At 57.5% G+C, this 25,331-nt stretch carries 30 protein-coding genes and 5 pseudogenes; 12 read left to right on the forward strand and 23 right to left on the reverse strand.

The genetic code is table 11. From position 1 onward, the window contains the following. The first annotated feature begins 56 nt into the window (after positions 1-56). The 3 genes from A3C3_RS47030 to A3C3_RS0115150 all read left to right on the forward strand — a co-directional run bounded on the left by A3C3_RS47030 (position 57) and on the right by A3C3_RS0115150 (position 1,523). Positions 57-548, forward strand: coding sequence for a hypothetical protein (locus tag A3C3_RS47030; RefSeq protein WP_233450638.1), 492 nt, complete (start codon positions 57-59; stop codon positions 546-548). Further along, positions 527-967, forward strand: a complete 441-nt coding sequence (locus A3C3_RS42625; RefSeq protein ID WP_051154470.1) for a hypothetical protein — start codon at positions 527-529, stop codon at positions 965-967. The genes A3C3_RS47030 and A3C3_RS42625 overlap by 22 nt, the downstream gene beginning before the upstream one ends. A 208-nt stretch (positions 968-1,175) precedes the next feature. Then, positions 1,176-1,523 carry a DUF1515 family protein gene (locus A3C3_RS0115150; RefSeq protein ID WP_022715440.1) on the forward strand — a complete coding sequence of 116 codons (348 nt, stop codon included), beginning with the start codon at positions 1,176-1,178 and terminating at the stop codon, positions 1,521-1,523. Between the two features lie 38 nt (positions 1,524-1,561). Here the strand turns inward: A3C3_RS0115150 and A3C3_RS0115155 are convergent, their stop codons facing one another. Together A3C3_RS0115155 and A3C3_RS46095 are read right to left on the reverse strand one after the other, a co-directional pair. Continuing rightward, positions 1,562-1,804 (reverse strand): hypothetical protein, encoded by a 243-nt coding sequence (locus tag A3C3_RS0115155; RefSeq protein ID WP_022715441.1) that lies wholly within the window; start codon positions 1,802-1,804, stop codon positions 1,562-1,564. Positions 1,805-2,073: 269 nt separating this feature from the next. After that, the gene (locus A3C3_RS46095) at positions 2,074-2,337 is read right to left on the reverse strand and encodes a hypothetical protein (RefSeq protein ID WP_183906877.1); all 264 of its coding nucleotides are present in this window, start codon (positions 2,335-2,337) and stop codon (positions 2,074-2,076) included. Positions 2,338-2,513: 176 nt separating this feature from the next. On the opposite strand from A3C3_RS46095, the gene A3C3_RS43655 reads away from it, so the two are divergent. Continuing rightward, complete coding sequence (locus A3C3_RS43655; protein WP_233450637.1) at positions 2,514-2,618, forward strand: DUF1515 family protein; 105 nt, start codon at positions 2,514-2,516, stop codon at positions 2,616-2,618. Here the strand turns inward: A3C3_RS43655 and A3C3_RS0115170 are convergent. Beyond that, positions 2,615-2,851, reverse strand: coding sequence for a DUF378 domain-containing protein (locus tag A3C3_RS0115170; RefSeq protein ID WP_022715443.1), 237 nt, complete (start codon positions 2,849-2,851; stop codon positions 2,615-2,617). The two genes, A3C3_RS43655 and A3C3_RS0115170, sit on opposite strands and share 4 nt — an antisense overlap. A 688-nt stretch (positions 2,852-3,539) precedes the next feature. On the opposite strand from A3C3_RS0115170, the gene A3C3_RS0115175 reads away from it, so the two are divergent. Both A3C3_RS0115175 and A3C3_RS0115185 read left to right on the forward strand, forming a co-directional pair. After that, positions 3,540-4,232 carry a Crp/Fnr family transcriptional regulator gene (locus A3C3_RS0115175; protein WP_022715444.1) on the forward strand — a complete coding sequence of 231 codons (693 nt, stop codon included), beginning with the start codon at positions 3,540-3,542 and terminating at the stop codon, positions 4,230-4,232. A 198-nt stretch (positions 4,233-4,430) separates the two neighbouring features. Then, positions 4,431-5,072, forward strand: coding sequence for a carbonic anhydrase (locus A3C3_RS0115185; protein ID WP_022715446.1), 642 nt, complete (start codon positions 4,431-4,433; stop codon positions 5,070-5,072). 96 nt (positions 5,073-5,168) lie between these two features. On the opposite strand, the gene A3C3_RS0115190 is transcribed toward A3C3_RS0115185, so the two are convergent. Then, positions 5,169-5,387: a hypothetical protein gene (locus A3C3_RS0115190; RefSeq protein ID WP_022715447.1), complete on the reverse strand. Its 219-nt coding sequence runs from the start codon at positions 5,385-5,387 to the stop codon at positions 5,169-5,171. A 199-nt stretch (positions 5,388-5,586) separates the two neighbouring features. On the opposite strand from A3C3_RS0115190, the gene A3C3_RS0115195 reads away from it, so the two are divergent. Both A3C3_RS0115195 and A3C3_RS45265 read left to right on the forward strand, forming a co-directional pair. Continuing rightward, positions 5,587-6,195, forward strand: coding sequence for a hypothetical protein (locus tag A3C3_RS0115195; protein ID WP_022715448.1), 609 nt, complete (start codon positions 5,587-5,589; stop codon positions 6,193-6,195). A 59-nt stretch (positions 6,196-6,254) separates the two neighbouring features. After that, positions 6,255-6,680, forward strand: a complete 426-nt coding sequence (locus A3C3_RS45265) for a PIN-like domain-containing protein (RefSeq protein ID WP_145611848.1) — start codon at positions 6,255-6,257, stop codon at positions 6,678-6,680. Between the two features lie 656 nt (positions 6,681-7,336). On the opposite strand, the gene A3C3_RS0115210 is transcribed toward A3C3_RS45265, so the two are convergent. From A3C3_RS0115210 to A3C3_RS0115250, 9 genes and pseudogenes are all read right to left on the reverse strand, one after another. Then, entirely contained in the window at positions 7,337-7,738 is a 402-nt protein-coding gene (locus A3C3_RS0115210; protein WP_145611846.1) for a hypothetical protein, read from the reverse strand. Between the two features lie 69 nt (positions 7,739-7,807). Further along, positions 7,808-8,164 (reverse strand): hypothetical protein, encoded by a 357-nt coding sequence (locus A3C3_RS0115215; RefSeq protein WP_022715452.1) that lies wholly within the window; start codon positions 8,162-8,164, stop codon positions 7,808-7,810. Positions 8,165-8,177: 13 nt separating this feature from the next. Further along, positions 8,178-8,522 carry a helix-turn-helix domain-containing protein gene (locus A3C3_RS48190; protein ID WP_022715453.1) on the reverse strand — a complete coding sequence of 115 codons (345 nt, stop codon included), beginning with the start codon at positions 8,520-8,522 and terminating at the stop codon, positions 8,178-8,180. Next, positions 8,512-8,799 carry a hypothetical protein gene (locus tag A3C3_RS43665; protein ID WP_033419683.1) on the reverse strand — a complete coding sequence of 96 codons (288 nt, stop codon included), beginning with the start codon at positions 8,797-8,799 and terminating at the stop codon, positions 8,512-8,514. Before A3C3_RS43665 ends, A3C3_RS48190 begins: the two co-directional genes overlap by 11 nt. 17 nt (positions 8,800-8,816) lie before the next feature. After that, complete coding sequence (locus A3C3_RS0115230) at positions 8,817-10,097, reverse strand: tyrosine-type recombinase/integrase (RefSeq protein WP_022715455.1); 1,281 nt, start codon at positions 10,095-10,097, stop codon at positions 8,817-8,819. A gap of 665 nt (positions 10,098-10,762) precedes the next feature. After that, positions 10,763-11,023, reverse strand: a pseudogene (locus A3C3_RS47035) (DUF982 domain-containing protein); the annotation flags it as partial. 327 nt (positions 11,024-11,350) lie between these two features. After that, positions 11,351-12,365: pseudogene (locus tag A3C3_RS48585) on the reverse strand (DUF7256 domain-containing protein). Between the two features lie 8 nt (positions 12,366-12,373). After that, positions 12,374-12,505 carry a hypothetical protein gene (locus A3C3_RS47915; RefSeq protein ID WP_267903849.1) on the reverse strand — a complete coding sequence of 44 codons (132 nt, stop codon included), beginning with the start codon at positions 12,503-12,505 and terminating at the stop codon, positions 12,374-12,376. A gap of 315 nt (positions 12,506-12,820) precedes the next feature. Continuing rightward, complete coding sequence (locus tag A3C3_RS0115250; protein ID WP_028739673.1) at positions 12,821-13,474, reverse strand: alpha/beta fold hydrolase; 654 nt, start codon at positions 13,472-13,474, stop codon at positions 12,821-12,823. 257 nt (positions 13,475-13,731) lie between these two features. On the opposite strand from A3C3_RS0115250, the pseudogene A3C3_RS45275 reads away from it, so the two are divergent. Next, a pseudogene (locus A3C3_RS45275) lies at positions 13,732-13,866 on the forward strand (IS256 family transposase); the annotation flags it as partial. Between the two features lie 97 nt (positions 13,867-13,963). Here A3C3_RS45275 and A3C3_RS41550 read toward each other — a convergent pair. The 3 genes and pseudogenes from A3C3_RS41550 to A3C3_RS47040 form a co-directional block, all read right to left on the reverse strand. Then, positions 13,964-14,487, reverse strand: a pseudogene (locus A3C3_RS41550) (AAA family ATPase). A gap of 228 nt (positions 14,488-14,715) precedes the next feature. After that, complete coding sequence (gene catB / locus A3C3_RS0115260; RefSeq protein ID WP_022715458.1) at positions 14,716-15,351, reverse strand: type B chloramphenicol O-acetyltransferase; 636 nt, start codon at positions 15,349-15,351, stop codon at positions 14,716-14,718. Between the two features lie 276 nt (positions 15,352-15,627). After that, positions 15,628-15,781: pseudogene (locus A3C3_RS47040) on the reverse strand (IS481 family transposase); the annotation flags it as partial. Positions 15,782-15,887: 106 nt separating this feature from the next. On the opposite strand from A3C3_RS47040, the gene A3C3_RS0115265 reads away from it, so the two are divergent. Both A3C3_RS0115265 and A3C3_RS0115270 read left to right on the forward strand, forming a co-directional pair. Continuing rightward, on the forward strand, positions 15,888-16,646 hold the full coding sequence (locus A3C3_RS0115265; protein ID WP_022715459.1) for a nucleotidyltransferase domain-containing protein: 759 nt from the start codon (positions 15,888-15,890) through the stop codon (positions 16,644-16,646). Between the two features lie 38 nt (positions 16,647-16,684). Next, positions 16,685-17,335: an HAD family hydrolase gene (locus A3C3_RS0115270; protein ID WP_022715460.1), complete on the forward strand. Its 651-nt coding sequence runs from the start codon at positions 16,685-16,687 to the stop codon at positions 17,333-17,335. A gap of 88 nt (positions 17,336-17,423) precedes the next feature. On the opposite strand, the gene A3C3_RS47920 is transcribed toward A3C3_RS0115270, so the two are convergent. From A3C3_RS47920 to A3C3_RS0115300, 6 genes are all read right to left on the reverse strand, one after another. Further along, a complete protein-coding gene (locus A3C3_RS47920; RefSeq protein WP_275593272.1) occupies positions 17,424-17,549 on the reverse strand; it encodes a hypothetical protein in 126 nt (41 codons plus the stop codon). Positions 17,550-17,835: 286 nt separating this feature from the next. After that, a complete protein-coding gene (locus A3C3_RS0115280) occupies positions 17,836-18,126 on the reverse strand; it encodes a hypothetical protein (RefSeq protein ID WP_022715462.1) in 291 nt (96 codons plus the stop codon). Positions 18,127-18,339: 213 nt separating this feature from the next. After that, positions 18,340-19,107, reverse strand: coding sequence for an amino acid ABC transporter ATP-binding protein (locus A3C3_RS0115285; RefSeq protein WP_022715463.1), 768 nt, complete (start codon positions 19,105-19,107; stop codon positions 18,340-18,342). Between the two features lie 16 nt (positions 19,108-19,123). Next, entirely contained in the window at positions 19,124-20,278 is a 1,155-nt protein-coding gene (locus A3C3_RS0115290; RefSeq protein ID WP_022715464.1) for an amino acid ABC transporter permease, read from the reverse strand. Between the two features lies 1 nt (position 20,279). Continuing rightward, entirely contained in the window at positions 20,280-21,482 is a 1,203-nt protein-coding gene (locus A3C3_RS0115295; RefSeq protein ID WP_022715465.1) for an amino acid ABC transporter permease, read from the reverse strand. 97 nt (positions 21,483-21,579) lie between these two features. Further along, positions 21,580-22,605, reverse strand: coding sequence for an amino acid ABC transporter substrate-binding protein (locus A3C3_RS0115300; protein WP_022715466.1), 1,026 nt, complete (start codon positions 22,603-22,605; stop codon positions 21,580-21,582). A gap of 368 nt (positions 22,606-22,973) precedes the next feature. On the opposite strand from A3C3_RS0115300, the gene A3C3_RS0115305 reads away from it, so the two are divergent. Further along, positions 22,974-24,164, forward strand: coding sequence for a cystathionine beta-lyase (locus A3C3_RS0115305; RefSeq protein WP_022715467.1), 1,191 nt, complete (start codon positions 22,974-22,976; stop codon positions 24,162-24,164). Here A3C3_RS0115305 and A3C3_RS0115310 read toward each other — a convergent pair whose 3' ends face one another. Next, positions 24,165-25,313: an FAD-dependent monooxygenase gene (locus A3C3_RS0115310; protein WP_022715468.1), complete on the reverse strand. Its 1,149-nt coding sequence runs from the start codon at positions 25,311-25,313 to the stop codon at positions 24,165-24,167. It lies immediately after the preceding gene. Positions 25,314-25,331 lie beyond the last annotated feature (18 nt).

Genomic DNA, 25,331 nt, shown 5'->3' on the forward strand with positions numbered 1-25,331 from the left:
AGGAACTGCCCTTTCGGGAACGTGGAGAAACCGGGGCAGGTCGGGGTCAACTGGGATTGCTGAAAGAGCAGCATAAAGGATTGAGCAACATGGAAAAAATAGCTGAAGAAGCCGCCGTGGAGGGACCGCAGAGCAGGCTGACGCTTAATGAAGTGCACTCGGTGCGCGCAACCGCGGAAGCAGACTCGTATGTCCTGTTTTTCAACCTTACCGATTTTCGCGGCGATACCTACGACTGTGAATATTGCAGCCGTCCAGACGATCCCTATGGTTTGAACCCGGTCATTCGGCAATGGCTTACTGACAAGATCAAGGGTGACAAGCTGCCGCCGGCGTCTCATACGTCGTCTTCGACGGCGCAGTTAATTCCGGCGTTGCTCAGTCCGTCAAATGGCTACAGCGTGCGCTTCAGGCTCTCGGTCTGTACAAGAGCGGCATTGACGGCATCCTTGGCCAAGGAACGCTCCTGGCGCTCTCCGGCGTCAATGACAATGACGCGCTCGTCGGCCTCATCCTCGATCGCCGCATGGTCTTTCTGCGGGCTCTGAAGACATGGAAGACGTTTGGCAAGGGCTGGACGGCCCGCGTCAATGGCGTGCGCGCTGTCGGCCAGGCCTGGGCCTCTGGTTCGGTCGGGCCGGAGGTTCAGTACATCGTCGGCGGCGATGCCAAGGCGTTCCTCTCCGATGCAAAGCGCGCTCCAACGCTTGCCGTTGCAGATGCCACCACGGGCGGCGGCGTTGGCTCTGGCGGCTTGGCCGCCACGCTTCAGCAGGTTCAGGATCAGCTTGCGCCGCTCAGCTACAGCAGCGAACTCATCGGCAAGGTGGTTGCTGGCCTCATCGTCATCAGCGCCGTGCTGACGATAGGTGGCCTTGCGTATCGCTGGTACGCCAACCGGCGCAAGACGGAACGCCTCGACGCCCTCGATCTGCAGGTAAAGACCGATGCTCAAGCTGCTGCCTGAATGGCTCAAGATTGGCGGCGCAGACAGCGACAAAGCCGGTTGCATGCGCAGGGTTCGAGAAGCTTCAGCCAAGCCTTGAGACGTCGGTGACAATCCTGACGACGGATCGCCCGTTCGCCAATCAGGTCGCGTCACACAACAGGTTCGGTAAGTCGCAAGGCTGCTGGAACTGAAAACGCGGATACTTATCGAAGACTGAGGGAACGACGTGACGACAGAATTTGATCCTCGCCTGCATCAGCAGATGGGGGAAGTACTTGCCGAAATCCGCAACCTGCGTGATGCCTTTCGCCAATCAGAGATCAAGTCGGACAATAGTCGTGCCACCATGCATCAGCGCATGGATATGCTGGTCGACCGCGTCGCGACAGTCGAGAGCAACGTCGTCGCCGTTCAGACTGACATCAAGGAAATGAAGCCGGTGACCGATGACGTTGTCCGCTGGAAGCTGATGGGCATCGGCGCGCTTGCCGTTATCGGTATCGGGGCCATGGCGATGGGCGTCACCTTTGCCGATGCGATCCGGCGGATTGGCGCGATCATTCTTGGACGGTAGTGCCATACGACGAAGGCCTACCTCGTCGCCACTGGCGTTCACTCGTCAACAAGAGACCTAGGATACTCGGGGGCGGGCGGCGCGCAAACCTCATCGAGCCTCTCCACGATGGCACCCGGCGAACTAATGCCGGAACTGACGAGGGCGATGGCCTGCGTTAGCGCCGCCTGGCCGTGTTCGCTTTTGACATCGACATGATTTCTCTCTGACCAACGGCCGACTACGGACGTGACCAGTTCAATCTCATCATCGGTAAAGGAAATTAATTCGAAAAGAGACATAACAGCTCTCCTATTGCAGGCAAGAGCAAAGCGTCTCTCAAGCGGCCCGGGGCACCCGGTTGAAATTGTCGGGCCGATAAATAAGCATGCGCTTAAATACTGCATAAGGCAAACGAAGCCATCAAGAATCATGGTTTCCGTACGCTAACAGACCGATGCGCGAAGAATCGAGGCGGACCGCACGACCACGTGCTAGGGGATAAGCACGGTGACGGGAGAGATTAGCCGCACGATCCAATCCGCCGAACATCCGAAGCGGCTGAATGTTCCTAGTCTTCCGCTTCATACTCCTGATCAGCAATTTCATCGTCGAGCTCCTGAATTTTTTCGCGGATAATGCTCCTGAGGCTGCCGAGAAGATCGGCCAGTTCGAAGTCTCGATCCTCAGTCGCCTTTGCGGCTCGTACTTCAGCCTTGCCGACGTAAAATTGGAAAGTGTGCCGCTTGCTGCCAAATCGCAGCTTCCCAGCCTTCTCCCCGCAAGACGTGCATTTCAGCCGCTTCTCAATGTCGCTGATAAGCGCGTGCCGCATTGTACAGCTTGTCCCGCTGAAACTCCCGCGTCTCACCGCAGGCCGTGCATTCCACCAGGATGTCGATGTGATGCGGGCAGACGTTCATATAGTCCGGCGTCCAATCAAGTATTCGCACAAATCGGCGCATGCTCGCTCCTCGACCGGTTACCGATGACCATAAGCGGTGGAAGCTTATGGGAATCGGCGCGCTTGCGGTCATCGGCATTGGCGGCATGGCGATGGACGTCACGTTCGCCGATGTTGTGAAGCGCATCGCAGGCGTTATCCTCGGGCGCTAGTCAAAGCGGCTCGCATTTGCCTCGGCTGCCGTTTCCCCGATCGAGAAGGCCCTGATAAACGGCACCAGCTGCCAAAGGGCGGAGAGACCGACGAGGATATAGATGATCGTCGAGAGCGCGCTGTCGCCGCCGAACAGGGTGGCAACCAGATCGACATCTGCAATGCCGACAAACAGCCAGTTGATGCCGCCAACAATAACAAGCAGCAATGTGATTAAGTTAAGCGTTCGCATTTCTTTCTCTCCAATTGGGGGGCGACCGCGCGGCCCAGGACGAAGGGTCTTTCATCGCTGGCGGTTGGGTAGGAGGACTGCCGCGCGGCCAACCCTTCTAACGACCTGAGCACTGTGGCGTTCCGGTCCGCTAGCGTACGGTCAAAAAGAGCCCCGCCGGGGCAGCTTGGCTAACCAAGGTGGAATCGTGAGGCTTTCGTATGAGGTAACGGAAGGGACCGGAAGAGAGATCGACCACGCGATCCCAACGGCTCCAACCCTCAAGACGTAGCCATGTTCCGGCTCGGAGCAAAAAGAAGGCCCTGCTGCTAGGGAGGGTAACGGGCAGGGCCAGGTCGCCAGCATTGCTGGCTGGACGCGCGTCTAGCAGGGCGTGCCAGATCACGCAATCCACTAATCTCACCTGAATTGTATTGATGATGTTCCAGTGCGCCAGCGATTTGGTCAAAAAGAAGTCCCGCCGCAGCGAGGCAATCTGATCCAGAGGACCGCGCGGCCTTCCGAAGGGCGGAAGGGCTTAGCAGGAGCCGCGCCACGCGATCCCAAACACTTAAACGAACGGGTTTCGCTGATGTTGCGGTAGATGAAAACCTCGTTCTCTAGTCAACCGAGACGAAACGTGACAGGTTTCATCCCGGTAGTTTAGGGGAAAGGATTACCTTGTGAGAGGGTTCGCACGGGGGAAGAAATGTTTAATAGGATTCTCAACCTTCTCGAAGACAGCGACCGCGAGCGCCTGCTAAAATATCTGGAGCCCGTCGCTCTTCCGCGACTGGCAGTGCTTTCCGAGCCTGATCAGCCTCAGGAGTTCAGCTACTTTCCGGAATCTGGCATTGGCTCGATCATGGCTGTCTCGCCATCAGGAGAAACAGCCGAAGTGGGCATCTTCGGGCGGGAGGGAATGTCGCCTCCAAACAGTCTGTTTGAAGACGATCGAGCACCCTTCAAAGTATTCATGCAAGTGGAAGGGAATGGTCACAAAATCAGGAATGAGCACCTGTTCGCGGCCCTTGTCTCAAGCCGCACCATGCGAAAGCTCTTGAGCCGCTACGCACAAGCGCTGTTCGTCCAAACGGCCTACACCGCCCTTACGAACGCCACTCACCATGTCGACGAACGACTGGCGCGATCGCTATTGATGGTTCACGACCGTACAGCCGGTGATAGGCTTTCCGTTACGCACGATTTCTTGGCAGGATTGCTCAATGTGAGACGCCCAAGTGTAACGACGGCGCTCCACGTTCTTGAGGGACACCGCTTTATTGTGGCCGAGAGAGGTCAGGTGACCATACGCAACCGCGAGGCGTTACAGGCGTTCGCCGGTGACGCCTATGGGATTGCCGAACGGGAATTCACGCGCCTCATTGGATCAATGCGCTAGGAATTCGTACGAACGGAACACCGTCCCCAGCAAATGAATATTCTGACCGCTCGGCAGGCACTTGACCGTGTCAGCGTCGACCGCGACCATAGTAGCCCAGACAACCAACTCAGCGATCATCGCGTCATCCCTCCATGCGGGGCAGGTCGCGATACTTCAGCGGTTGATCTTGTGGCGTCTGCGCGCTAATCGGAAGTCATGCAGCGTTTTCCAAATTCCCTCCTGGACGGCTATCGCAATTTCATGAACGGGCGTTACGCCGAAGCCTGCGACCGTTATAAGATGCTGGCTGAAAACGGTCAGAGTCCGAATACGCTGGTTATTGCCTGTTCGGACTCGCGCGCAGCACCGGAACTTATCTTCGATGCCGGGCCCGGTGAGCTTTTCGTCATCCGCAACGTCGCCAACATGGTGCCGCCTTACGAGCCGGATGGCCATTTTCACGCGACATCTGCCGCCTTGGAATTCGCCGTACAGGTCTTGAAGGTTTCCGACATCGTCGTCATGGGTCACGGTCGCTGCGGCGGTATCCGCGCAGCACTTGATCCCAATGCCGAGCCACTGTCGCCCGGCGACTTCATCGGCCGCTGGATGTCGCTCGTCCGGCCTGCTGCGGAACAGATTCAGAGCAATGAGGTAATGACCGCCGCTGAGCGTCAGACGGCGCTCGAGCGCGTCTCGATCCGCAACTCAATCAACAACCTCAGAAGTTTTCCGGATATTAAGGCGCTGGAAGAGGCAGGAGAGATTGCCCTGCATGGAACCTGGTTCGATATTTCGACCGGCGAATTATGGGTGATGGACGCGGAAACGCTCGATTTTATCCGCCCGGAAGTATAAACCGCTCGGGCGGAATCTGACTCGCCGTCGATCCACTGGCATCCGTTCCCGTATCTCATCACGCTTTTGACCAAGTGTGCCAGATCCCTGCTTCGGTCATAGCTTCGATCCCTTGCCGCGGTATGTCACTGGCGGCGGCAGCGCCTCGTGTGCTTGTGCCAGCGTTTCCAACCAAGCCGCCAGACCTGCTGGGATTTCCTCATTCCCAGCTTCGAGCGCCTCGATCCAAGACAACTCGCATTGAAGAGCGACCGCGATGTTGATCGGCGTCCACCGGATATGCAGGAGGCATTCGGAAAATCGTTCTGGTGTCATGAGTTCGCCCACGTCCTAGCTGTGATTCCGGCAGGGCACAGTCGCACATAGGGCTTCGTAGTCAACGACGGCTTCAGGAGAAAAACAGAGAAGTAGCGTGGCGAACCCGCACATTACGAACTGATCAGGCTCCGCTCGACCTTGGGCGAGGAAATCGCGCTGATCGTGGGCGGCGTCAAGTGCTGCTCTGACAATTGAGATGGATTGGCGATCTGCAGTTCAAGAAGGCATCTATCCGGTCGCCTTCGCTGCAAAAATGACTGAGATGACGAACGCCCGTGTGGCGTCGTGGTTTCGTGCGCGCTCTCAGTCCACTCTCGCTCCGGCGATCATCACCCCATATGAGCCTGTAAAAGGCCAGCTCATTATGCCGTTCCTGGCTCTAGTGGAAAGCCGCTTCGTCGCTCGGTTTCGCAAGCATGGTCTTTCCCTTCAGACTATCCGCAAGGTAGCGAAGAAGCTTCGACAGAAGCATGATCTTTTGCACCCCTTCGCTACCCAGTCGCGATTCAGAACGGATGGTCGGCGAATCATGATGGAAATAGCTGACGACGAGGAACGACGTCTGCTGGATATCATGACGGATGAATGGGCGTTTCCGAGTGTCATCGAGCCATCATTGTTCGACAGTGTCGTTTATGTCGATGACATAGCGGTTCGGATGCATCCCTTCCCCGAATTCTCCCACGTCATCATCGATCCGAAATACGCATTGGGTAGGCCGATTATTGATGAGGGATTCATTCCGACAAGAACGCTAGCGTCAGCGTACTTGGCCGAAGGTGATCTTGAGGCTGTTGCGGATTAGTTTAACACGACGCCTGATCTCGTTTCTCAAGCAATCGGTTTCGAGCAACGGATCTCTGCGTGAAAATCAAGTTCGATGAGAACATTTCACCGCATATCGTCCAAGCCATACGGTGCCTGGAAACCGACAAAAGCATTGCCATAGAATCGGTTCTCGAAGACTACGGGGCAGGCACCAGCGATCCAGATTGGATGTTTCGCTTCAAGGACGAAGGTGGTTCCGGCATGATTTCCGGAGACCATCGGATTCTTCAAGACCCGGTTAATTTGGTCGCCTATACAGAGTCGGGCCTGGTCTCAATTTGGCCAGACAGCGCTTGGCAGCCGCTGAAGCGTTTCGGGCAGGCTGCTTTGCTGGCTCGTTGGTGGCCATGTATCAAGGAGCGCATTGCAAGCTCGACCAAAGGCCAAAGGTGGCGCCTTCCAACTTTGTGGACAGCTGAGGTGAATAAGTTCAAAGAACTCCGTGATCCACGAGTTGGCTAGAGAAATCCATCCCCGGCATGATCTTTGAACCGATCGGCGCGGCGAACATAAGTTTCCACCGTCCTCGGGTCTTGATGCCGGGTGACTTCCCATGATGCGGGGAGGTGCCCGATTCTCTGTAGCGATGTGACAAAGCCTGGCGCGCAGAGCCGTTCGACTTCGAGTCCGGCCGCGGCGGCTTATCCACAGAGCGTCAAAACAGGCCGGCGACCGATTGGCGTTTTGTATGGGATCCATTAGGCTCGTCTGAATTTTCGTGGAAGTGGTGATGGAAAGGCAGTCAGTGAATGCGTTTCGGTGCATCCTCGATTTGCTCAAGGATTTGGATAAGGCCCAAGACAGCCCTTTTTTCGAGACCCACAAGTATAAGACCCGACCTTTCAGCCGGTTGGCCGGTACGTCGATCGATGATCGTCCAAGTCTTGTCTGTTTGCTTAAGCGCTTCGAAGCGGGGTTCGGCTGTCATGTTCGCTCTTTCCAATTTCGCGTTTGGCCGAAGACGGAGAACATTGGACCGCCCAGAGCAGGATCACATAGGCTACGGCTCCCTGTAAAGCCTCAGCAGTTCGGCCGCTATTCCCTCGTTCACGAGGCGCGGGCAACAGGTCCGCTCATTCACCCGCCCAGCCTGGCCCGCGCACTGGCCAGTGTTGATTTCAAAGCGACGGGTATTTATCGTAGTAGCTGCTCAAGCTCTTCCACGCCTTCATTCCATTTTTGGTCAACCACACCTCGTCAACCACGTTCGGCTTATCGGTCTCGTAGCTCACGGCGATGTAGCCACGGTGCTCCAGCTTCTTTTGGGTTGATGGCCCGAAGTTCTTCAGCGTGCGCCAACAAGTTCGAACCTCGGCTCCAAGCGTGGCCAAATGTTGCATAGTCTGGTGCTCTCTCCAGTCGAAAGGTGGGTCAACGGGCTCCCGGGGCCTGTCTGAGATCCGATGGATAGGATTTAGATGCGCTTCGGAATTTTCTTGGTGATTGGGGCAGATACGGACGGTGACGTCGCCGTCCACGTATTCTACCACGACGCCAAACTCCTTGGCGACTTTCGCCATTCGAAGCATATCGGCGGTTTTGAGCGGGAGCTTTATTATCGGCATTCTGCACCAATCATCTAATGTCTCTCAGCCCTTCCGTTTGCCTTTCGACGTCAACATGGCGCGCAATTCGCGCTCCTTCTTGGCGTCTTCCTCGCGATCCACCTCCGCCCAAAAATCATCATCATCCGCCCAGACGTCTAGCAGCTTGCGCTCGAACAATGTCTGTTCCCGCTTGCGGAGGATTACTGCCCAACCGAAACTGCCCGTGTGCTGCACGAAATACCGCCCTTCGACGGAATAAAATTCCGCTTCTCCGCGCAGAGTTTCGCAAATCACATCCCCTATTTGCGGGCAACTGCCGAAATGACTCAGGGGCAGGACTGAGTCGGACTGAAGTTCACCATCATCGCCCACGATATAGAACCGGATTTCGATAGACATCGAAGGTCTCGCTTTATGATTTGCCCGGGCGATAAACTCGGGCTCTCTGCCTTGCTGCCCTCAGATCAGCAAGACGTTTCTCAATGTCGATAATTTCATAAGTGGCTGACGCAGCCGACTTGATCTGCTGTTTCAAGACCAACGGCATCGCCGTCGTGCGCCGCCTTGCGATGAACTCGTGAATGTCTTTTGGAAGGTATCGGCGAGTAGGACGCTTGTTTCCGAGCCCAATGTTCACAAAGGGCATTTCGCCTGCAACGGTAAGGTGGGTCAGCTGCTTGACGGAAATGGCAAGTATTTTTGCGGCCGCGGCGGGAGTGAGTAAAAGGGATGGGTCGTTTGGTCCATCACCCTTCACCTCTTCGCCGCTGCAATTTCAGGCGGAGTGCCTCCTGCGCGCTCATCCCCCGTTGATTTGAAGGGGTCTGTTGTGCGGTTTTTTGAGTGCAGCTCTCGATCATCCTTCTTATCGCATTCCTGGTCACAAAGTCCTTGTTTGCGATCCGGACTATTTCAAGATTGCCTTTACGCGCCTCGGTGCGGAGCGCCGATTTCGTAAGGCGACCATTGAAGAAGAGCTGCGCGGCGTCTCGAAGGGGAACGGGTTCATCGTCGCCAACAACATCATCGCTCATTAGGTAATCCTCGCGGCTTACTTCCTTAAGGCTGTTATCGAGGTCACGTAATCTGCCCAGGCCGTCAGAGCGGCGCGCTTTTCGCTCGCATAATCGTATCGATTATACACCGCTGCAACCCCTTTGATTGAACCGGATGTGTGGTTGAGAACCGCTTCCAACACGTGGATGGCGACACTCAGTCGCGCCATCCCGCTCGCAGCCGTCCGGCGCAGATCATGGAATGTCCACGGTTCCCACGGCGTAAGCCGATCGGGATCTTCGCCTCTTTTCATCGCCTCGTCTTTGACGATCGACAGAATCTCCTTATCCAGACTTTTCTTGGCGTTGCCGTAGCCGGAAACGTGCGTCCTGCCAGTCGTAGTGAAAAGGAAAATCGGATCTTGGTCTTCTTTCGGCTTCACCTTTGGAAGCTTCTCGATTTCGGCCAAGGCCAGAGAGCTGAGGGGAACGAAATGTTCCTTTCGGTTCTTCGATCGCTCGGGCGGGATCACCCATAGCTGGTTGTTGCCGCCAAGCTCCAGTTCCTTCCACTCGAAGCCCGCTACCTCGCTTCGGCGCTGGCCGGTGAGAAGCAGTAGCCGTATCATCGGCCCGAAGGGATAGCCCATTTTACCTGCGGCAAGCCAAACAATGCGGATCTCGTCGTCCGAGAGAATGCGGTCTCGCGTCTTTTCCTCTCCTGGCGGATCGATCTTCTTTTCCATTGGAGACGTGTCGATGATGTCCCGATCGACTGCCCAAGAGAAAAACTTGCGGAGCAGGGCGAGGAGCCGATTTGCGACGATTGGCGCACGCTCGGCTGTATCGTCGATGAGCTTGACCACGTCGAAGCGGGTTATGCTGCGCATAGTGCGCTTTCCCCACTTTGGACGGACATCTTTGTCAAAGAGCCGCGTCCGCTCCTTGAGTGTCGTCGAGCGATTCTTGACGGTGACGTGGCGCTTCAGGAAATAGTCGATCGCATCATTGACGCTATCGACCTTGCGGGCTTTGCGAAACGACTTCTCTTCGGCCGGGTTCTTTCCTTCAGAGACTCCGCGCATTAGCCGGCTGGCTTCCTCGCGCGCCGTCTTGAGCGAATAAGCGGGGTAGGAGCCGATCGTATGTTTCTTCGGCCTGCCGTCGAAACGGTAGCGTACGGCCCAGCTCATGACAGGCGGTAGTTCTTTGCCATCGCGCTCACGCTTCGGCTGCACGATCAAGTAGAGACCCGGCATGCCGCCGTCTGGGATTTCACGGCGAAGCGTATCTGGTCGAGTAGCGTCAACTGATTTGGCCGTGAGTGTTTTCGCCATGGGGTATTTTTCTCAGGGTAACGTCGGGGTAACAGAAATGGCCTGTTAAGTGATGATTCGAAATGTTATTAACACCACCAACCATTAGGGCCGCAAGCCCTGAGAACAAAGGAATCTGGGGATATCTATTGTGAGGCGATGTTAGCCGCTGTTGCCATGCGGTACCTGCCTTCTAAGCAGGTGGTCGCAGGTTCGAATCCTGCAGGGGTCGCCAATCTTTTCAGTGTGTCCGACCCGGAGACATCGGTAACAAAACGTACCTAACACATGGGTGACAACCTCGTGCTGAACGGGTTGTCGATGGTTTGCAAGGTCCTCTGCTCCAGGTCGATATATCCCAGATCATAATGCATGAAGCTGACGAGCCAAGCCGGGTTCCTGGCGCTCCTGCAGTAGCCGAACGAGAGGAACGCGGCATGAGGGAGCGCTTGGACTCACTTCATCGTCGGCGGAAACTCTTTTGGAGGCGGGGTTGGATTCGGAACTTCTTCCGGCGGCAAATCCGGAATCGGCTCTTCGACGGGCGGATCGGGAACATCGGGCGGCCGATCAGGAACAGGCCCAGGCTTGGGGCTTGGCGTCGGCTCAGGCGGAATGATCGTCAGGGAGGGCTCCCTTCTATGACCCCAAACCATTCCAGTATTGGTTTGTTCCTGCGACCCACAGTGAACGACAGTGATCACCGGAATGCCAGCTTCCTCGGCCGCTCGGATGAGTGCAGATCTCGCCTCTGCCGGCGACGTCGTCCCGTGCAACGCCTCCAAACACGTCTTAACGGCCACGAGGTATTCCTCGCCATCGTCTAGGGGCCACGATGCGAACAGGGCTTCTGCAGCGTCTCCCACCGACTTCACCAACCTGTATTTTTCAGAGCCATTCATCACCAACATCAGCGGCGCGAACGGTCCGAATTTGTGCCAGTTCATTACACTTGAACTCCTAGCGGCAAACACATTGGTAACTGTGCAAGAGTCGTGCCGTTCGGGGTGGCAGCATGAACATCTACCGTGACGGGCAGGTTCTTAGCAGTGTTAGAGCGCAAGATGGACACGTCACCTGAAGTAGAAAAACGATCTCTTAATTCCAGGTTGGCAGAGGTCTCGTAGGCTTGCCCGCGGAACCGAGCTCAACAGGAGGCTTGAAGTTTCCAGACGACTGTTGACATTCACCGGACGGCCTACAGACTTGGTCTCAGGTATTCGAAAGAGCCATTACTCACGTAGCGGGTGATGCAAGGCCGGCCGCACCATGTTTTAAATTAGATCATTCGAAAGCGGGTGGGTGGTGGGCTGCGTGGCAGACACCCAGTGTACCCACACAGAGACGCCGCGATCCTTCAGTGTATCGAAGATACGCCTGGCCTGCGTGCCGGCCGTCATGACCTCGTCTAGAACTCTCTCTTCTTTCAGCGCCGGCAAGTCGAGCAGAGCTTCGATGTGGTCTATCCCGGTACTGAGCCTCAGGTATTCCAGTCTCTGGCATGACAGAAGGGCGCGCACGTCGACGCTTTCGATCATCGAGATCGCAGAAAAGCTTTTGAGATTCCTGCAAAGCTCGATCCCTGACAGGTCCTTCACGTCGAAGACATCGTCCTCGCCGTCCCAGAAATACCAGACAAACGGATAGGCGGTTCCTCCGCCGTCGAACTCGATCTCCTCCACGGCAGCGAGAAGCTCGTTATCGCTCCAGATAGTCCTGTGCCGCGGGAAAGATTTCGTAGCCTTCGTCCTCGAGATCGAAGGCTCGGCCCAGGACGTGGGTCGCGAGCTGCGCTGGAGTGCCGAGATCGATCTGCTTCGCATCGAGAAGCGAAGACAGCACGACGAGTTTGAGATTTGGGTCCGCAAAGGGCGCTCCGGCCATGCCCACGGCCGCCGGATAGGATGGTTCCGTCGGTTCGGGATATTCCCCCGCAGGGTTGGAGAAGCCGATTTCGTTGACGGTCTCGAGGGTGAGGCGGACACGCTGAGTGTAGCTCTCGGGAAACTGTCGCACGCCCATGCGCACGCCTCGCATCAATGGAGCGTCGTCTCCGATTTCGAGAGACGGCATGGCGGCGCGCACCTGCTCGATCGTCATTTCCATGGTGATCTCGCCGACCGGGTGCCGGAAGCGATGGTCGTAATCGAGGATGCCGATCAGCCCGTTCCGATCGATCCATACGACGAAGCCGTGGCTGTTTTCGAGCAGGTCGATCTTGCCGCCTTTATGTGGAGCAGGTGGTCTCCAGGCGGGACCCATTGCTGCCTCGACCTTCGCCATTGGCATTCCGGGCCTTAGCCTGCGAGCGCCGCGACATCCACATTCTCATTCAACCCCGCCATCACCCGCCCTCCATGAATGCCCGCAAGCGCGATCGCGGCCACGCCGATCATCAATTCTCGCTTCCGCATCAAAATGTCAGCCATCCTCGGTGTCCCCGGCTATGTTAATGCCGCCGTGCGACAAATATGTCCCCGTTGACGGACTTTGCATGCAGGGGAAAAACGGACCCTCCTGAACTCGCTTCTCTGAGCTCGACGCGTTCACAGCCAGATGTTGCGAGATCATCGAACGCTAAAGTTACCGTCGCGCTTGCCACATAGGACCGCAAAAGTATGCAGCGGTTTTCCGATCCGATCCGGCGAACACAGGCTTTAGAAGTTGGGAGGGACTGCTTCCGGCCCAAAACCGCCATCGCTACACGGCATGTCGTATTTGGGTGGATTGCAGTCGTTGGTTGGTCAAACCTGAGCTAGCAATATCTCGGTCAGAGCCTCGGGCTTCAGCCGTGCTACATTGTGCCCGCAATCGAAGGCAAAGGTCGACCACTCCGGCTCGCCGTTTAAGCGTTGATAAAGGTCAAGGAACGGACTTCCTTCCCATCCAAATGCGCCGATGAAGCTCTTGCGTGGCACTTCACGCCAACGTCCGCTGAGATTGATTGATTGGAGAAACGTCCCAATCGGATGCGGTCGGCATCGCGGGTCAAGATTGGGAGGCGGAGTGCAAGTTAGTCCGTCAGCCTTCGCGCCCGCGACGAAGACATCTCGAAAGCGAGGCGTCGTCAGGGACCAGACGGAGTCACCGGAATCAGGCACATAGGCGTCTACATAGACCAACGCCCGGATTTGCGATGGCGCAGCATCAGCTGCGCCGCTCACGACCATCCCGCCGTAGGATTGTCCAACAATGACCAGGTCGTCGCCATGCGACTTCACAGCGCGAACGACCTCATCGATGTGATCTTCAAGATTGGCCGTTGGGGCGGGAGCATCGCCGAGCCCCGAAAGAGTGATCGGTAAGGCTTTGTGCCCGTGCGCAGTAAGTATGTCTGCCACCTTTTGGTAGACCCAACCGCCCTGCCAGCCTCCGGGTATAAGGATAAAGGTGGCCATATTATTCATCCCTGACTTTGACGCCTACGGAGCTTCGACACCTCTTCCGCCGAAATTAAGACCACTGTGCCGGCTGACTGTGCTGAGTGTCCGTAAAGGCCGAAAGCGGTTAATGACCTTTCTCGCAGAAGTCCCCGATAAAAACGACACTTGTTTTCCTGACTGTTGCGACATCGCAGAATAGGAAATTCTGCAACGGTCGCAATGGCCGGTATTGACGCAATACGGCCAAGGCTAAGCTTCCGCAGTCGGCACACAATGCGGCCAGTTGCCTGCGTCTGGTACGGGCGCTTGCCGTCGAAACGCACGAGAACTGGCTCGAAGACAACCGCTACATCAACATGGAGGACCTGAAAGAACACAAGGAGATCATGCTCAAAGCAGCCGCATGACCAGCTTCATGACCGCCAATTTTGCAGAACTTGACGCACACAACCACGCACGGGGGAGGGATCCGCCGGGCTAGCGCCTTGTCGCGCGCCGTCGAGCCTAGCCGGTCCCTTGATCGACCTCTTTGCATTTCGAGAGAATCCGTCGACAATGACGGCGAGCGGCGCAGTGGCGTCGATCACGACACCACACTTCGGAACATCCTCTTTCGTTGCAAGCAATCGCGCAATCAGCTCCCGTTCGGCGGGTCTTCCGCCAAACTCGTCTACTGGTCTCCCGGCAAGTTGCCGGTTCAACGTGTCGAGATCGACGTCGAGAACGAAAACCCGGTCAAACAAATCAATAAAGCGGGAGAAATTTCGAGAGCCGCCGCAGAAGAAGGAGATCGCGTTGCGTTGATCAGCGACCACGGATGTGACTTCGTCTACATCCCAAATGTGGTGTTCGTGCCCCCATGTGACACTGTCCGTCACGGTCTCGTGGGAAAGCCCGTCCAGCCGTTCACCAGTCTCGGGATCGCCTACATAAGACAAGTCCCGGTCACCGTGGATGACGTGGTAACCGCGCCGCTGCAGTTCTTCCGCCACCGTGGTTTTGCCGGTGCCGGAAACGCCTTCGATCAATTAGTTTCTTACGCCCATTTAGTGCTCGTTGCTCCGTCCCTCACCGCCGTCGGGTGAGATGGCGCGATTGCCTTAACACCGATTGCCCCCTCTGAAACGCCACGAGCACCCAGACGCGCTAGGGGGCATGAGTGCAGCCGAGGGCCGCGGAATGTTCGGCACCGCTTTGTCAACTTGTCAGGCAAGTGTGACGGTCCGCCCGGTTGAATTTCGGACGGACGTTTCGTGTCAGCCTTGGCGATTGGGCGACAGCCAGTGGCGGTGAAGTGCCTCCACGTCGCCTTTAGTCAAGATTGGCATCGCCTTCCTCAACTCGGCATCAGACCAATCCCACCACTTCATTTTGAGTAGCAATTCAATCTTCCTATCCTCGAAACGCTTGCGGATTGGCTTGGCGGGATTGCCTCCAACTATGGTGTACGGTGCGACATCACGTGTCACCACTGCACGCGTTCCGAGCACTGCACCATCAGCAACCTTGACACCAGGCATGACGACAACCTCAGAACCGATCCAGACGTCGTTGCCGATCACGGTGTCGCCGCTCGGCAGGTATCCGTTTTCCGCTCCGCTGAATTCGGGTACCTCTGGCATCCAGAAAAACGGAAACGTGCTGATCCATTCATGACGGTGCCCCTGATTACCCGCCATAATGAAGGCAGCGCCCGATCCGATTGAGCAGAAGCTCCCGATTACGAGCTTATCGGCTCCCTCGTCGTCCAAAAGGTAGCGGGCGCAATCGTCGAAGCTGTGGCCATGGTAGTAGCCCGAATAATAGCTGTATCTCCCAACGATTATGTTGGGATTCGTGACCTGCTTGTCGAGCGTAATGCCCTTGAAAGGGCTTTCAAAATAGTTGTTCATCGATGTTCTCTCTACAGACCTTCCTGACCGCTTGCGCCATGGCAAACGGATGCAAGGCGAGAAGCCGTTCAGACTCTCGCTAAGCTCATCGCGTTAGCGCGGGAGCACGATGTAGGGGGTACTCGATGCTTTGATCATGCCGACTTCATATCGCAAAAACAGCTATAAGCCAATGACGGCAGTTAGCGCTAGTGATCACTCGACCGCTTTCGGCCCAGACCTGGGGAGGCGAGTTAGAATGCCTGCCATGGCCGAACCAATCCTCGCGCAAACAAAAAGGATGAACTCGCCCTTGAAGTCGGCGCACCACAGATCGTTCGGCAGACAGGGATGAGATAGAGCCGTTCCGTCAGCCCGAAAGCGTTGGCGTTTACGGGCATGGGCGACCGGCCCGGTCGACAAACGCATGCACCGTGCTCTTGGACGGCACAAAACGTCAACTATCTCTCAGGTCGGCAGATTGATTTTAAAGTGAAATTTGCCGTACCTATGGGCGTTGCCAATCTGGTCTCTGAATGTCCAATGATGGGGTTAGGATGCCGAAGCAAATCGACGAAGCCTTGCGGATGACCGGCCCCGTCCTCTCAGGGCGATTTGATGGCTATTCTTTCGCCTTTGCTGCTGGTTCGATCATTCGCGGGGAGGGTACAGAAAACTCCGACATCGATCTGGTGGTCGTGTTCGAGAAGCTCGATCGTGCATGGAGGGAGTCGTTCGTTGAAAACGGTCTCCCCTTCGAAGCGTTCGTTCATGATCTAGAGACGCTCAATTGGTTCTTTGAGCGCGACTTGAATTCCGGCCACCCGCTCATTGTTCACATGGTGGCGTCCGGACGGATTATAGGACCGGGCAAGGAGAACGGCCGAGCTTGGCAAAGCCATGCTGCGCAATTGTTGGAGGACGGTCCACCTGAGCTTGCCGGGCAGGAGCTGGATGCTCTGCGATATCAGATCACCGATTTGTTGGACGATCTTCGCGGTGAACGCAGTGGAGCTGAAATCCGCGCGATTGCGTCCCAGCTTTATCAGCCTCTTGCCGATCTAATACTTCTTGGACGCGGCACATGGTCCGGGAAAGGAAAATGGATTCCACGCCTTCTGAAGCAGCTCGACAACGAGTTGTTCGAGACGTTCGACTTAGGTTTCAAACGCGCCGCTGAAGGGCGGGCTGAAGAGCTTTACCGTTTGACCGACGCGGAGCTGGCTCGCAAGGGTGGTCGGTATTTCGATGGAGATCGTCGCGAGGCGCCGCTTGATGCCCGCAAGACAAGTGCCGTACCGGGACGTTCCCGCTGATTTGCGATGAGCTGGGCTTCGATGCAGGATTTGGGATAGTGAAAATCTTCTTTGATGTTGATGGTGTTCTCATCGATGGCTGGCATTCAGATCCGTCGCTTCGCAAGCCCTGGGACGCGACGATCGAGGCTGATCTCGGCGTTGACCGGGCGGCATTCGGCAATCTCTTCTTTGGAAATGGAGGCGGCCGTTCGAACTCGCTTATGGCGGAATGCATCACCGGCAAACGCGATCTCGCGGAGGCGCTTGCCGAGATTCTCCCGGAGGTTGGATATCACGGCGATGCGAAGGACTTCATGAGATATTGGTTCGAAAAGGATTCGAATCTCAACAGTGAGGTCTTTGATCTGGTCGAGAGCATAAGGAGCGGCAGTGATGTCGAACTCTACGTGGCAACTGGCCAGGAGCATCACCGGGCGCAATTTCTCTGGAACGAGCTCGGCTTCTCGAAGCTGTTCGACCGTATGTTTTACAGTGCGGAAATTCGATACCCGAAGAAGGACATCCGCTTTTTCGAGGCGATCAATTCCCGATTGAGCATCGGCTCTGGCGAGTGCCCGATATTTTTCGACGACCAGCCCGAAATCGTGGCGGTGGCAAGGCAGGCAGGCTGGGACGCAAATCCGTTCGTTTCCGCGTTAGACATTCGCCAGCTCCCGCGGCTGCGCCATCTTTGGGCATCCGGGTGATCGCTGGTGGATATGGCCCGCGTTTCCGCCCTGGAATGCGCGCAAACGCTGCTCGCTTCGCAGGGCGGTTGGGCGGAAGGTGGAACCCTCAGTGGCTTCCGGCTTTCTTGCTGGCGAGCAGCATCACATAGTCTTCGGCCGCGTCCGCAAGCGCGAGCGCTACTTCCGCAGGCGTCCAGCCGTGCTGCTGCAAGCGCTTGATCATTTCGAACATCGCGGCTTCGACTTCCGTCCGGCAGTTCAGAGGATGCTCTGGTCTGCCATTTGCATGCTGAGAACCGTGAATTTCTATCATTCTCTCTGCCCCCGTGTTTTGGACCCGTGCTATTTCAGGCGCCATTTTAGGCAAAGAGCATGGCATAACTTCACGCTGAAGCAAATGGATGCCTAATCAAGAGTTAAAGCAGACCGTTGCATGACGTCATTTGACGACATCTCAGCAAGCTGCGCATTGGCGAATTAATGGGCTGGGATGCCACCATGCCCTGTCGCGGCGCCTTTTAGCGGTCATCACCCCAGTCGAAAAAGGGGCGGTAGACGCGCCTTGCAATCATCAGGCTGCGGTCGGGCCGGATGATGTAGGTCTCCTCCACCTCGCGTCCCCTGTTATCGTAAAATGTGTGCGGGAATGCGGAACCGATCGGTGATTTCGTCAGCTTCGTACGCGGCTGGCCGCTATAGGTGATGCTGCCGGGGATGGGCTCCAAGCCGGGACCGGAAATGTCGCCTACGGCCGTACATCCTGCGATCAATGCCCCCACGATAAGAATTGCGGCAAACTTGGCTTTCATCGGAATGCTCCATGGCGTGGGTCGGCAATGCTATCCTAGATAGGTATGCCCCTCCGCTTTTCCATGGCCGAACGAATGCCGATCCTTCAGTGTACGTTGCCGTTCACGCGGGTAATTCTCCAACCGTTGTTGTGAGCGATGAGAATGCTCGCTGGCGATAAAAAAAGCCGCCGGAGGGCCTCTCCGCCGGCTTTTCCAAGGCAGTTCTTTCGCTCAATGCAGGATCTGGCTGAGGAAGAGTTTGGTGCGCTCGTGCTGCGGGTTGTCGAAGAATTCGGCGGGCGAATTCTGTTCGACGATCTGGCCCTGGTCCATGAAGATGACGCGGTTTGCGACCTGACGGGCAAAGCCCATTTCGTGGGTCACGCAGAGCATCGTCATGCCTTCTTCCGCAAGGCCCACCATCGTATCCAGCACTTCCTTGATCATTTCCGGATCGAGCGCCGAGGTCGGCTCGTCGAAAAGCATGATCTTCGGGTTCATGCAGAGCGAGCGGGCAATCGCCACGCGCTGCTGCTGGCCGCCGGAAAGCTGGCCGGGATACTTGTTCGCCTGTTCCGGAATCTTGACGCGCTTCAGGAAGTGCATTGCGACTTCTTCCGCCTGCTTCTTCGGCATCTTGCGCACCCAGATCGGCGCCAGCGTGCAGTTTTCCAGGATCGTCAGATGCGGGAACAGATTGAAGTGCTGGAACACCATGCCGACTTCGCGGCGCACTTCGTCGATCTTCTTCAGGTCGTTCGTAAGCTCCGTGCCGTCAACGAGAATGTGACCCTTCTGGTGCTCTTCCAGACGGTTGATGCAGCGGATCATTGTCGACTTGCCGGAGCCCGACGGGCCAGCGATGACGATGCGCTCGCCGCGCATGACCTTGAGGTTGATGTCGCGCAGCACGTGAAAATCGCCGTACCACTTGTTCATGTTGATGATCTCGACCGCCACATCCGTTGCGGAGACGGTCATTTTCTTGGGTTCAGCCATGTTTATTCCCTCATTCTTATCGTTTGTGGCCGGTGTCGAGGTGGCGTTCCATGAACACGGAATAGCGCGACATGCCGAAGCAGAAGATCCAGAAGACGAAGCCTGCGAAGACGAGGCCCGTCAGCGGCGTGACAGAGCTTGCCCAATTGGCGTCGGTGAAGTTCAGGCGGACGATACCAAGCAGGTCGAACATGCTGATGATCGAAACGAGCGACGTATCCTTGAACATGCCGATGAACGTGTTGACGATGCCCGGGATGACGAGCTTGATCGCCTGAGGTAGCACGATGAGCCGCATCTTCTGCCAATAGCCAAGGCCGAGTGAGTCGGCTCCCTCATACTGGCCCTTCGGGATCGCCTGCAGGCCGCCGCGAATGACTTCTGCCATATAGGCGGAGGCGAAGATCGATACGCCGATCACCGCGCGCATCAGCTTGTCGACATTCCAGCCGGTCGGCAGGAAGAGCGGCAGCATGACGCTTGCCATGAAGAGGACCGTGATCAGCGGTATGCCGCGGATCACTTCGATGAAAGTCACGCAGACCATCTTCACGACGGGCATTGTCGATCGCCGGCCAAGCGCAAGCACGATACCGAATGGCAGCGAGACCGCCATGCCGACGAAGGACACGACCAGCGTCACGAGCAGGCCGCCCCAGAGCGGTGTCTCGACGATCTCGAGGCCGAAGCCCCCATAGAGCATAAAGAACGAGAAGACCGGCAGCACAGCGAAGAGCAGGATCGCGTTCAGGCCCTTGCGCGGCACAGACGGGATCAGCATCGGCACCAGCAAGAGCACGAAAAGGATGCCGACGAGCGTCGGACGCCAGCGCTCGTCGAGCGGATAGCGGCCGAAAATGAACTGATCGAACTTCGCACTGACGAAGGCCCAGCAGGCGCCGCTCCAGTTCTCTGGTTGCACGCCACCCTGCACGGCGGTTGCACAGAAAGTGCGGTCGGTGCCGGTCCACACGGCCTGGATGAACAGCCAGTCGATCATCTGAGGCACGACCCAGGCGAGGGCGGCGATCGCGAGCACCGTCAGCACGATGTCCCTCGGCGTTGCGAGCAGGTTGCGCCTGACCCAGGCGGCAGCGCCGCGTTCACCGGGCGGCGGCGGTTCCGCCGCCAATATCGCCGTTCTGACAAAGGAGGTGTTGGAAACGGACATCTTATCTCTCCACCAGTGCCATCTTGGCGTTGAACCAGTTCATGAACAGCGACGTGAGAATACTGAGACTGAGATAAACGACGATCCAGATCAGCACGACTTCGATGGACTGGCCGGTCTGGTTGAGGGTCGTTCCCCCGACGGCGACAAGATCCGCAAAGCCGATCGCAATGGCCAGCGACGAGTTCTTCGTCAGGTTCAGATACTGGCTCGTCAGCGGCGGAATGATGATGCGGAAGGCCTGGGGCACCACCACAAGGCGGGTGATGGAGGAAGCATGCAGCCCAAGGGCGCCTGCCGCCTCCGACTGTCCTTTGGCTACACCGCGAATGCCGGCGCGGACGATCTCGGCGATGAAGGCTGCCGTATAGAAGGACAGTGCCAGGAAGAGCGACATGAATTCCGGGCCGACGACCGAGCCGCCCGTCAGGTTGAACTTGCCGGCGACCGGGACGTCGAAGGTCATCGGCAGCCCGGCCAGCAGGAAGGCGAAGATTGGCAGACCGGCGATCAGTGCGATCGAGACCAAGATCGTGTGGAACGGCTGGCCCGTCGCGGCCTGGCGCTTATGCGCCCAGCGCGCGGTTGCAAAGGCGGCGATGATGCCGACGACAAAGGCGATCAGAACCGCCCACATGCCCGCTTCGAATATCGGCTTCGGGAAGGCGAGACCACGATTGTTCAGGAACATGCTGAACGGCAGATGCAGGGATTCGCGCGGCTGCGGCAGAACGGCGAGAACGCCTGAGTACCAAAAGAAGATGACAAGCAGCGGCGGGATGTTGCGGAACACCTCGACATAGACCGTGCACAGCTTGGCAATCAGCCAGTTGTGCGACAATCGCCCGATGCCGACGATGAAGCCGATAATCGTTGCGGTGATGATACCGGTAACCGCGACCAGGAGAGTATTCAGGAAGCCGACGACGAGCGCGCGTCCGTAGGTCGAGTCGCTGGAGTAGGAAATCAGCGACTGACCGACCTCGAAGCCGGCGCGTCCCCTGAGGAAGGCGAAACCAGAGGCCGTATTGCTGCGTGCGAGATTCTCGATCGTGTTGTCCACAATCCACCAGATCACTCCAGCGATCACGAGGATGGTGAGAACCTGATAAAAGATACCCCGGTATTTGGGATCATACATTGCGGACCGGAAGGTCCCGCCGGTTTTAGGCAACGGTGTCGTGCCCAGAGCCTCTTGCGTCATGCCGAGCCAATTCCCCTATGTGCCCGTTTTGGGCTTTCTTCTTGGACGTGGGAAAGGCGGTTGCCCGCCTTTCCGGTATTTCATTCCAGGCCGGCGATCAGCGGACCGGGGGCGCGTACTGGATGCCGCCCTTGCTCCACAGAGCATTCAGGCCGCGTTCGATCTTGAGCGGGCTGCCCTGACCGATGTTGCGCTCGAAGACTTCGCCGTAATTGCCGACGCCTTTGATCACATTATACGCCCAATCGTTTGTGAGTCCGAGGTCGGTGCCGATCTTGCTGTCGGCTTCGGAACCGAGGAAGCGCTTGATGTCCGGGTTCGGCGAGTTCTTCATCTCGTCGACATTGGCCTGCGTAATGCCGAAGTCTTCAGCATTGACCAGAGCGAAGGCCGTCCAGGAGACGACATCGAACCACTGGTCGTCACCCTGGCGAACGGCCGGGCCAAGCGGTTCCTTGGAGATGATCTCCGGAAGGATCATGTGCTCGTCGGGGTTCTTGAGCGTCAGACGCAGAGAATAAAGGCCGGACTGGTCGGTCGTGTAAACGTCGCAACGGCCGGAGTCGTATGCGGCGTTGACTTCCTCGAGCTTTTCGAAAACGACCGGGTTGTACTGAAGGTTGTTGGCCTTGAAGTAGTCGGCGAGGTTGAGTTCGGTGGTCGTGCCGGCCTGAACGCAGACGGCAGCGCCGGAGAGTTCGAGAGCCGACTTAACGTTCAGGCTCTTGCGAACCATGAAGCCCTGACCGTCGTAATAGGTGACCGGGCGGAAATTGAAGCCAAGCGCGGTATCGCGGTTGATCGTCCAGGTCGTGTTACGCGACAAGACGTCGACTTCGCCGGACTGCAGGGCCGGGAAGCGGTCTTTCGCGGAAAGAGGCGTATACTTGACCTTGGTCGGATCGCCGAACACGGCTGAAGCGACCGCCTTGCAGAAATCGACGTCGAAGCCGGCCCAGTTGCCGGACGCGTCAGGCTGAGCAAAGCCGACGAGGCCGCTGTTGACGCCGCACTGGACGAAACCCTTTGCCTTCACGTCTGCGAGAGTGGCTGCCGACGCAGCCGAGGCGCCAAGGGCGAAAACTGCTGCGCCGACGGCGGCGGACAGGAGCTTAATCTTCATTTTTCCCAACCTTTATCTGTTGTCTTATGTTTTTGTGGAGGGGACGGCTGAAGCAAACCATTCGCCCCCCAATTCTCGACACCCTCCCGGCGCGAGCGGTTCTATCACAGTCGCAAATATCACCACGGTCAAGTGTCGCGGTCCACAATTGTGGCAGAAATTGGCATTTTGGTAAAATGCGCCGCCGTGATAGGCATTTGAGCAGGAAATGGGCAGCCCTTTGCGGAAAATTATCGCGTAATCCACTGATATATCTGATAAAGTAACGAACTGGGGAATTTGCATAGTCTTAGCCCGGGGTTGACCGTTTTGCGGGGCGGGTCCAGAAGTGCAGCTTTGCATCATTCCGCCAAGGGCCATTCCAGATTATGAACGACAGAGACAATTTACTGCAGAACGCGGGCATCAATACGCGCCTGACACATATCGGCAACGATCCTTCGGACTACTTCGGTTTTGTCAATCCACCGGTCGTCCATGCCTCCACGGTGCTCTTCCCCAATGCCAGGACGATGGAGACGCGGTCGCAGAAATATACTTACGGCACCCGCGGGACGCCGACGACGGATGCGCTCTGCGATGCGATCAATGCACTTGAGGGCTCTGCTGGAACGATCCTGGTTCCTACGGGCCTTGCCGCCGTTACGGTGCCGTTGCTCGCATTTCTCTCGTCTGGCGATCATGTCCTCATCGTCGATTCGGTCTATACGCCGACGCGGCATTTCTGTGACACGATGCTGACGCGTCTCGGCGTGGAGGTCGAATATTACGACCCGGCGATCGGCGCCGGCATCGAGCAGCTTTTCAAGCCGAACACGAAGCTGGTGCACACCGAGGCACCAGGGTCGAATACCTTCGAAATGCAGGACATTCCCGCAATTGCCGCAATCGCCCACAAGCATGGTGCGGTCGTTGCAATGGACAATACCTGGGCGACGCCGGTCTATTTCCGGCCGCTCGACTTCGGCGTCGATATTTCGATCCATGCCGCGACGAAATATCCCTCCGGCCACTCCGACATCCTGATGGGCACGGTTTCGGCCAATGCCACGCATTGGGAGCAGTTGAAGGAAGCCAATATCACGCTCGGCATTTGCGGCGCTCCGGACGACGCCTACCAGATCCTGCGCGGCCTGCGCACCATGGGTGTACGGCTTGAGCGGCACTATGAAAGCGCGCTGACGATCGCCAAATGGCTTGAGGGCAGGGAGGAGGTCGCGCGCGTCCTGCATCCGGCTCTGCCGAGCTTCCCGTCGCACGAACTCTGGAAGCGCGATTTCAAGGGTGCGAGCGGCATCTTCTCCTTTGTGCTCGCAGCCGATGCGCCGGGGAAATTCAAGGCGAAGGCGCATGCCTTCCTCGACGCCCTGCAGATCTTCGGCCTGGGTTATTCCTGGGGCGGCTTCGAGAGCCTTGCAGTCCACGTCAATCTCAATGATCGCCGTATCCGCAAGGCGCCGCAGGAAGGGCCTGTCATCCGGCTTCAGGTCGGTCTTGAAGACGTGGTAGACGTCAAGGCCGATATCGAACGCGGTTTTGCAGCCGCCAATGCCGTCTGATCAGTCGATCGGACGGTAGCCGTAGACCCAGTCGAGCTCCGCCGCGAGGGTTTTCGGCGCCTTCAGCAAAAGAACGATATCGCGGCCGATGCGCACCGGACCGCGGGCATGATAGACGAAGCGGTTGAAGGCGCCGCGCTTGCGAATTTTTGCGACGCGCGGCGCGCGCTGTTGTTCGAAGCGAAGCAGAGCTTCCTTCACAGGATGGGCTGCAAGCAGCGCCGCGAGCTCGTAGGCATCTTCGATCGCCATCGCCGCGCCTTGGGCCGCAAAAGGCGTCATGGCGTGAGCCGCGTCGCCGATAAGGACGGTGTCACTTCCGTTTTGCCAGTTGCCCTCCGTCGCCTCGTAGAGCGGCCAGAAGGTAATCCGGGCGTCACCGAACAGCGATTTGATATCGGCACTCCATCCGGAAAAGCGTGACGAGAGCTGCTTCAATTGCTGCTCCGTCGGCTGGTTGCCCCAGTCCTGCGGCGCAGCATTGCCGGCCGTGATGGCGACGAGATTGAGGCTGCCGGTCTCCTTCAGCGGATAGCAGATGAGATGGGCCGCCGGCCCCAGGAATGCCGAGACATTGGCGCGGTCGAGGAACGCCGGTGCGGAATTGCCGGCGATCGTGAAGCGATAGGCTACGTGGCCGGAAAAGTGCGGCGAGGGACTACCCGTGATCGACTGCCGCAGCTTCGACCAGACGCCGTCGGCGCCGATGATGACATCCGGCTGGCGGGTGTGTTCAGGAAGCGCGCCCGGGGCGATCCGACGGCCGAGATGGATCGTGCAAAGAGGGTTTGCTTTGACTGCCGCAAGCAGCGCCCCTTGCAGCGTCGCGCGGTGCAGGACGCCGTAGGGAGCGCCCCAGCGGATGCGAGCGAAGTCGCCTGCGGGAACGGCCGCAAGCGGGCGGAGCGTATCGCCGGAGAAAAGGCGAATGAATTGCGGCTCGAGCCAGACTTTTTCGATGTTCTGCAGAACGCCGAGCTTTGCGAGGATGCCCGAGGCATTCGGCGAGATTTGCAGGCCGGCGCCGACCTCTGCAAGCGCGGCAGCCTGCTCGAAAATATCCGAACTGATGCCGCGCTTAGCCAGCGCCAGAGCCGCGGTCAGGCCCGCAGTTCCGGCGCCGATGATGGCGGCGTGTTCGACCGGCATCTGATGTCCGATCTTGAG

Source organism: Rhizobium mongolense USDA 1844 (assembly GCF_000419765.1).
In the GTDB taxonomy this organism is placed as follows: Bacteria; Pseudomonadota; Alphaproteobacteria; order Rhizobiales; family Rhizobiaceae; genus Rhizobium; species Rhizobium mongolense.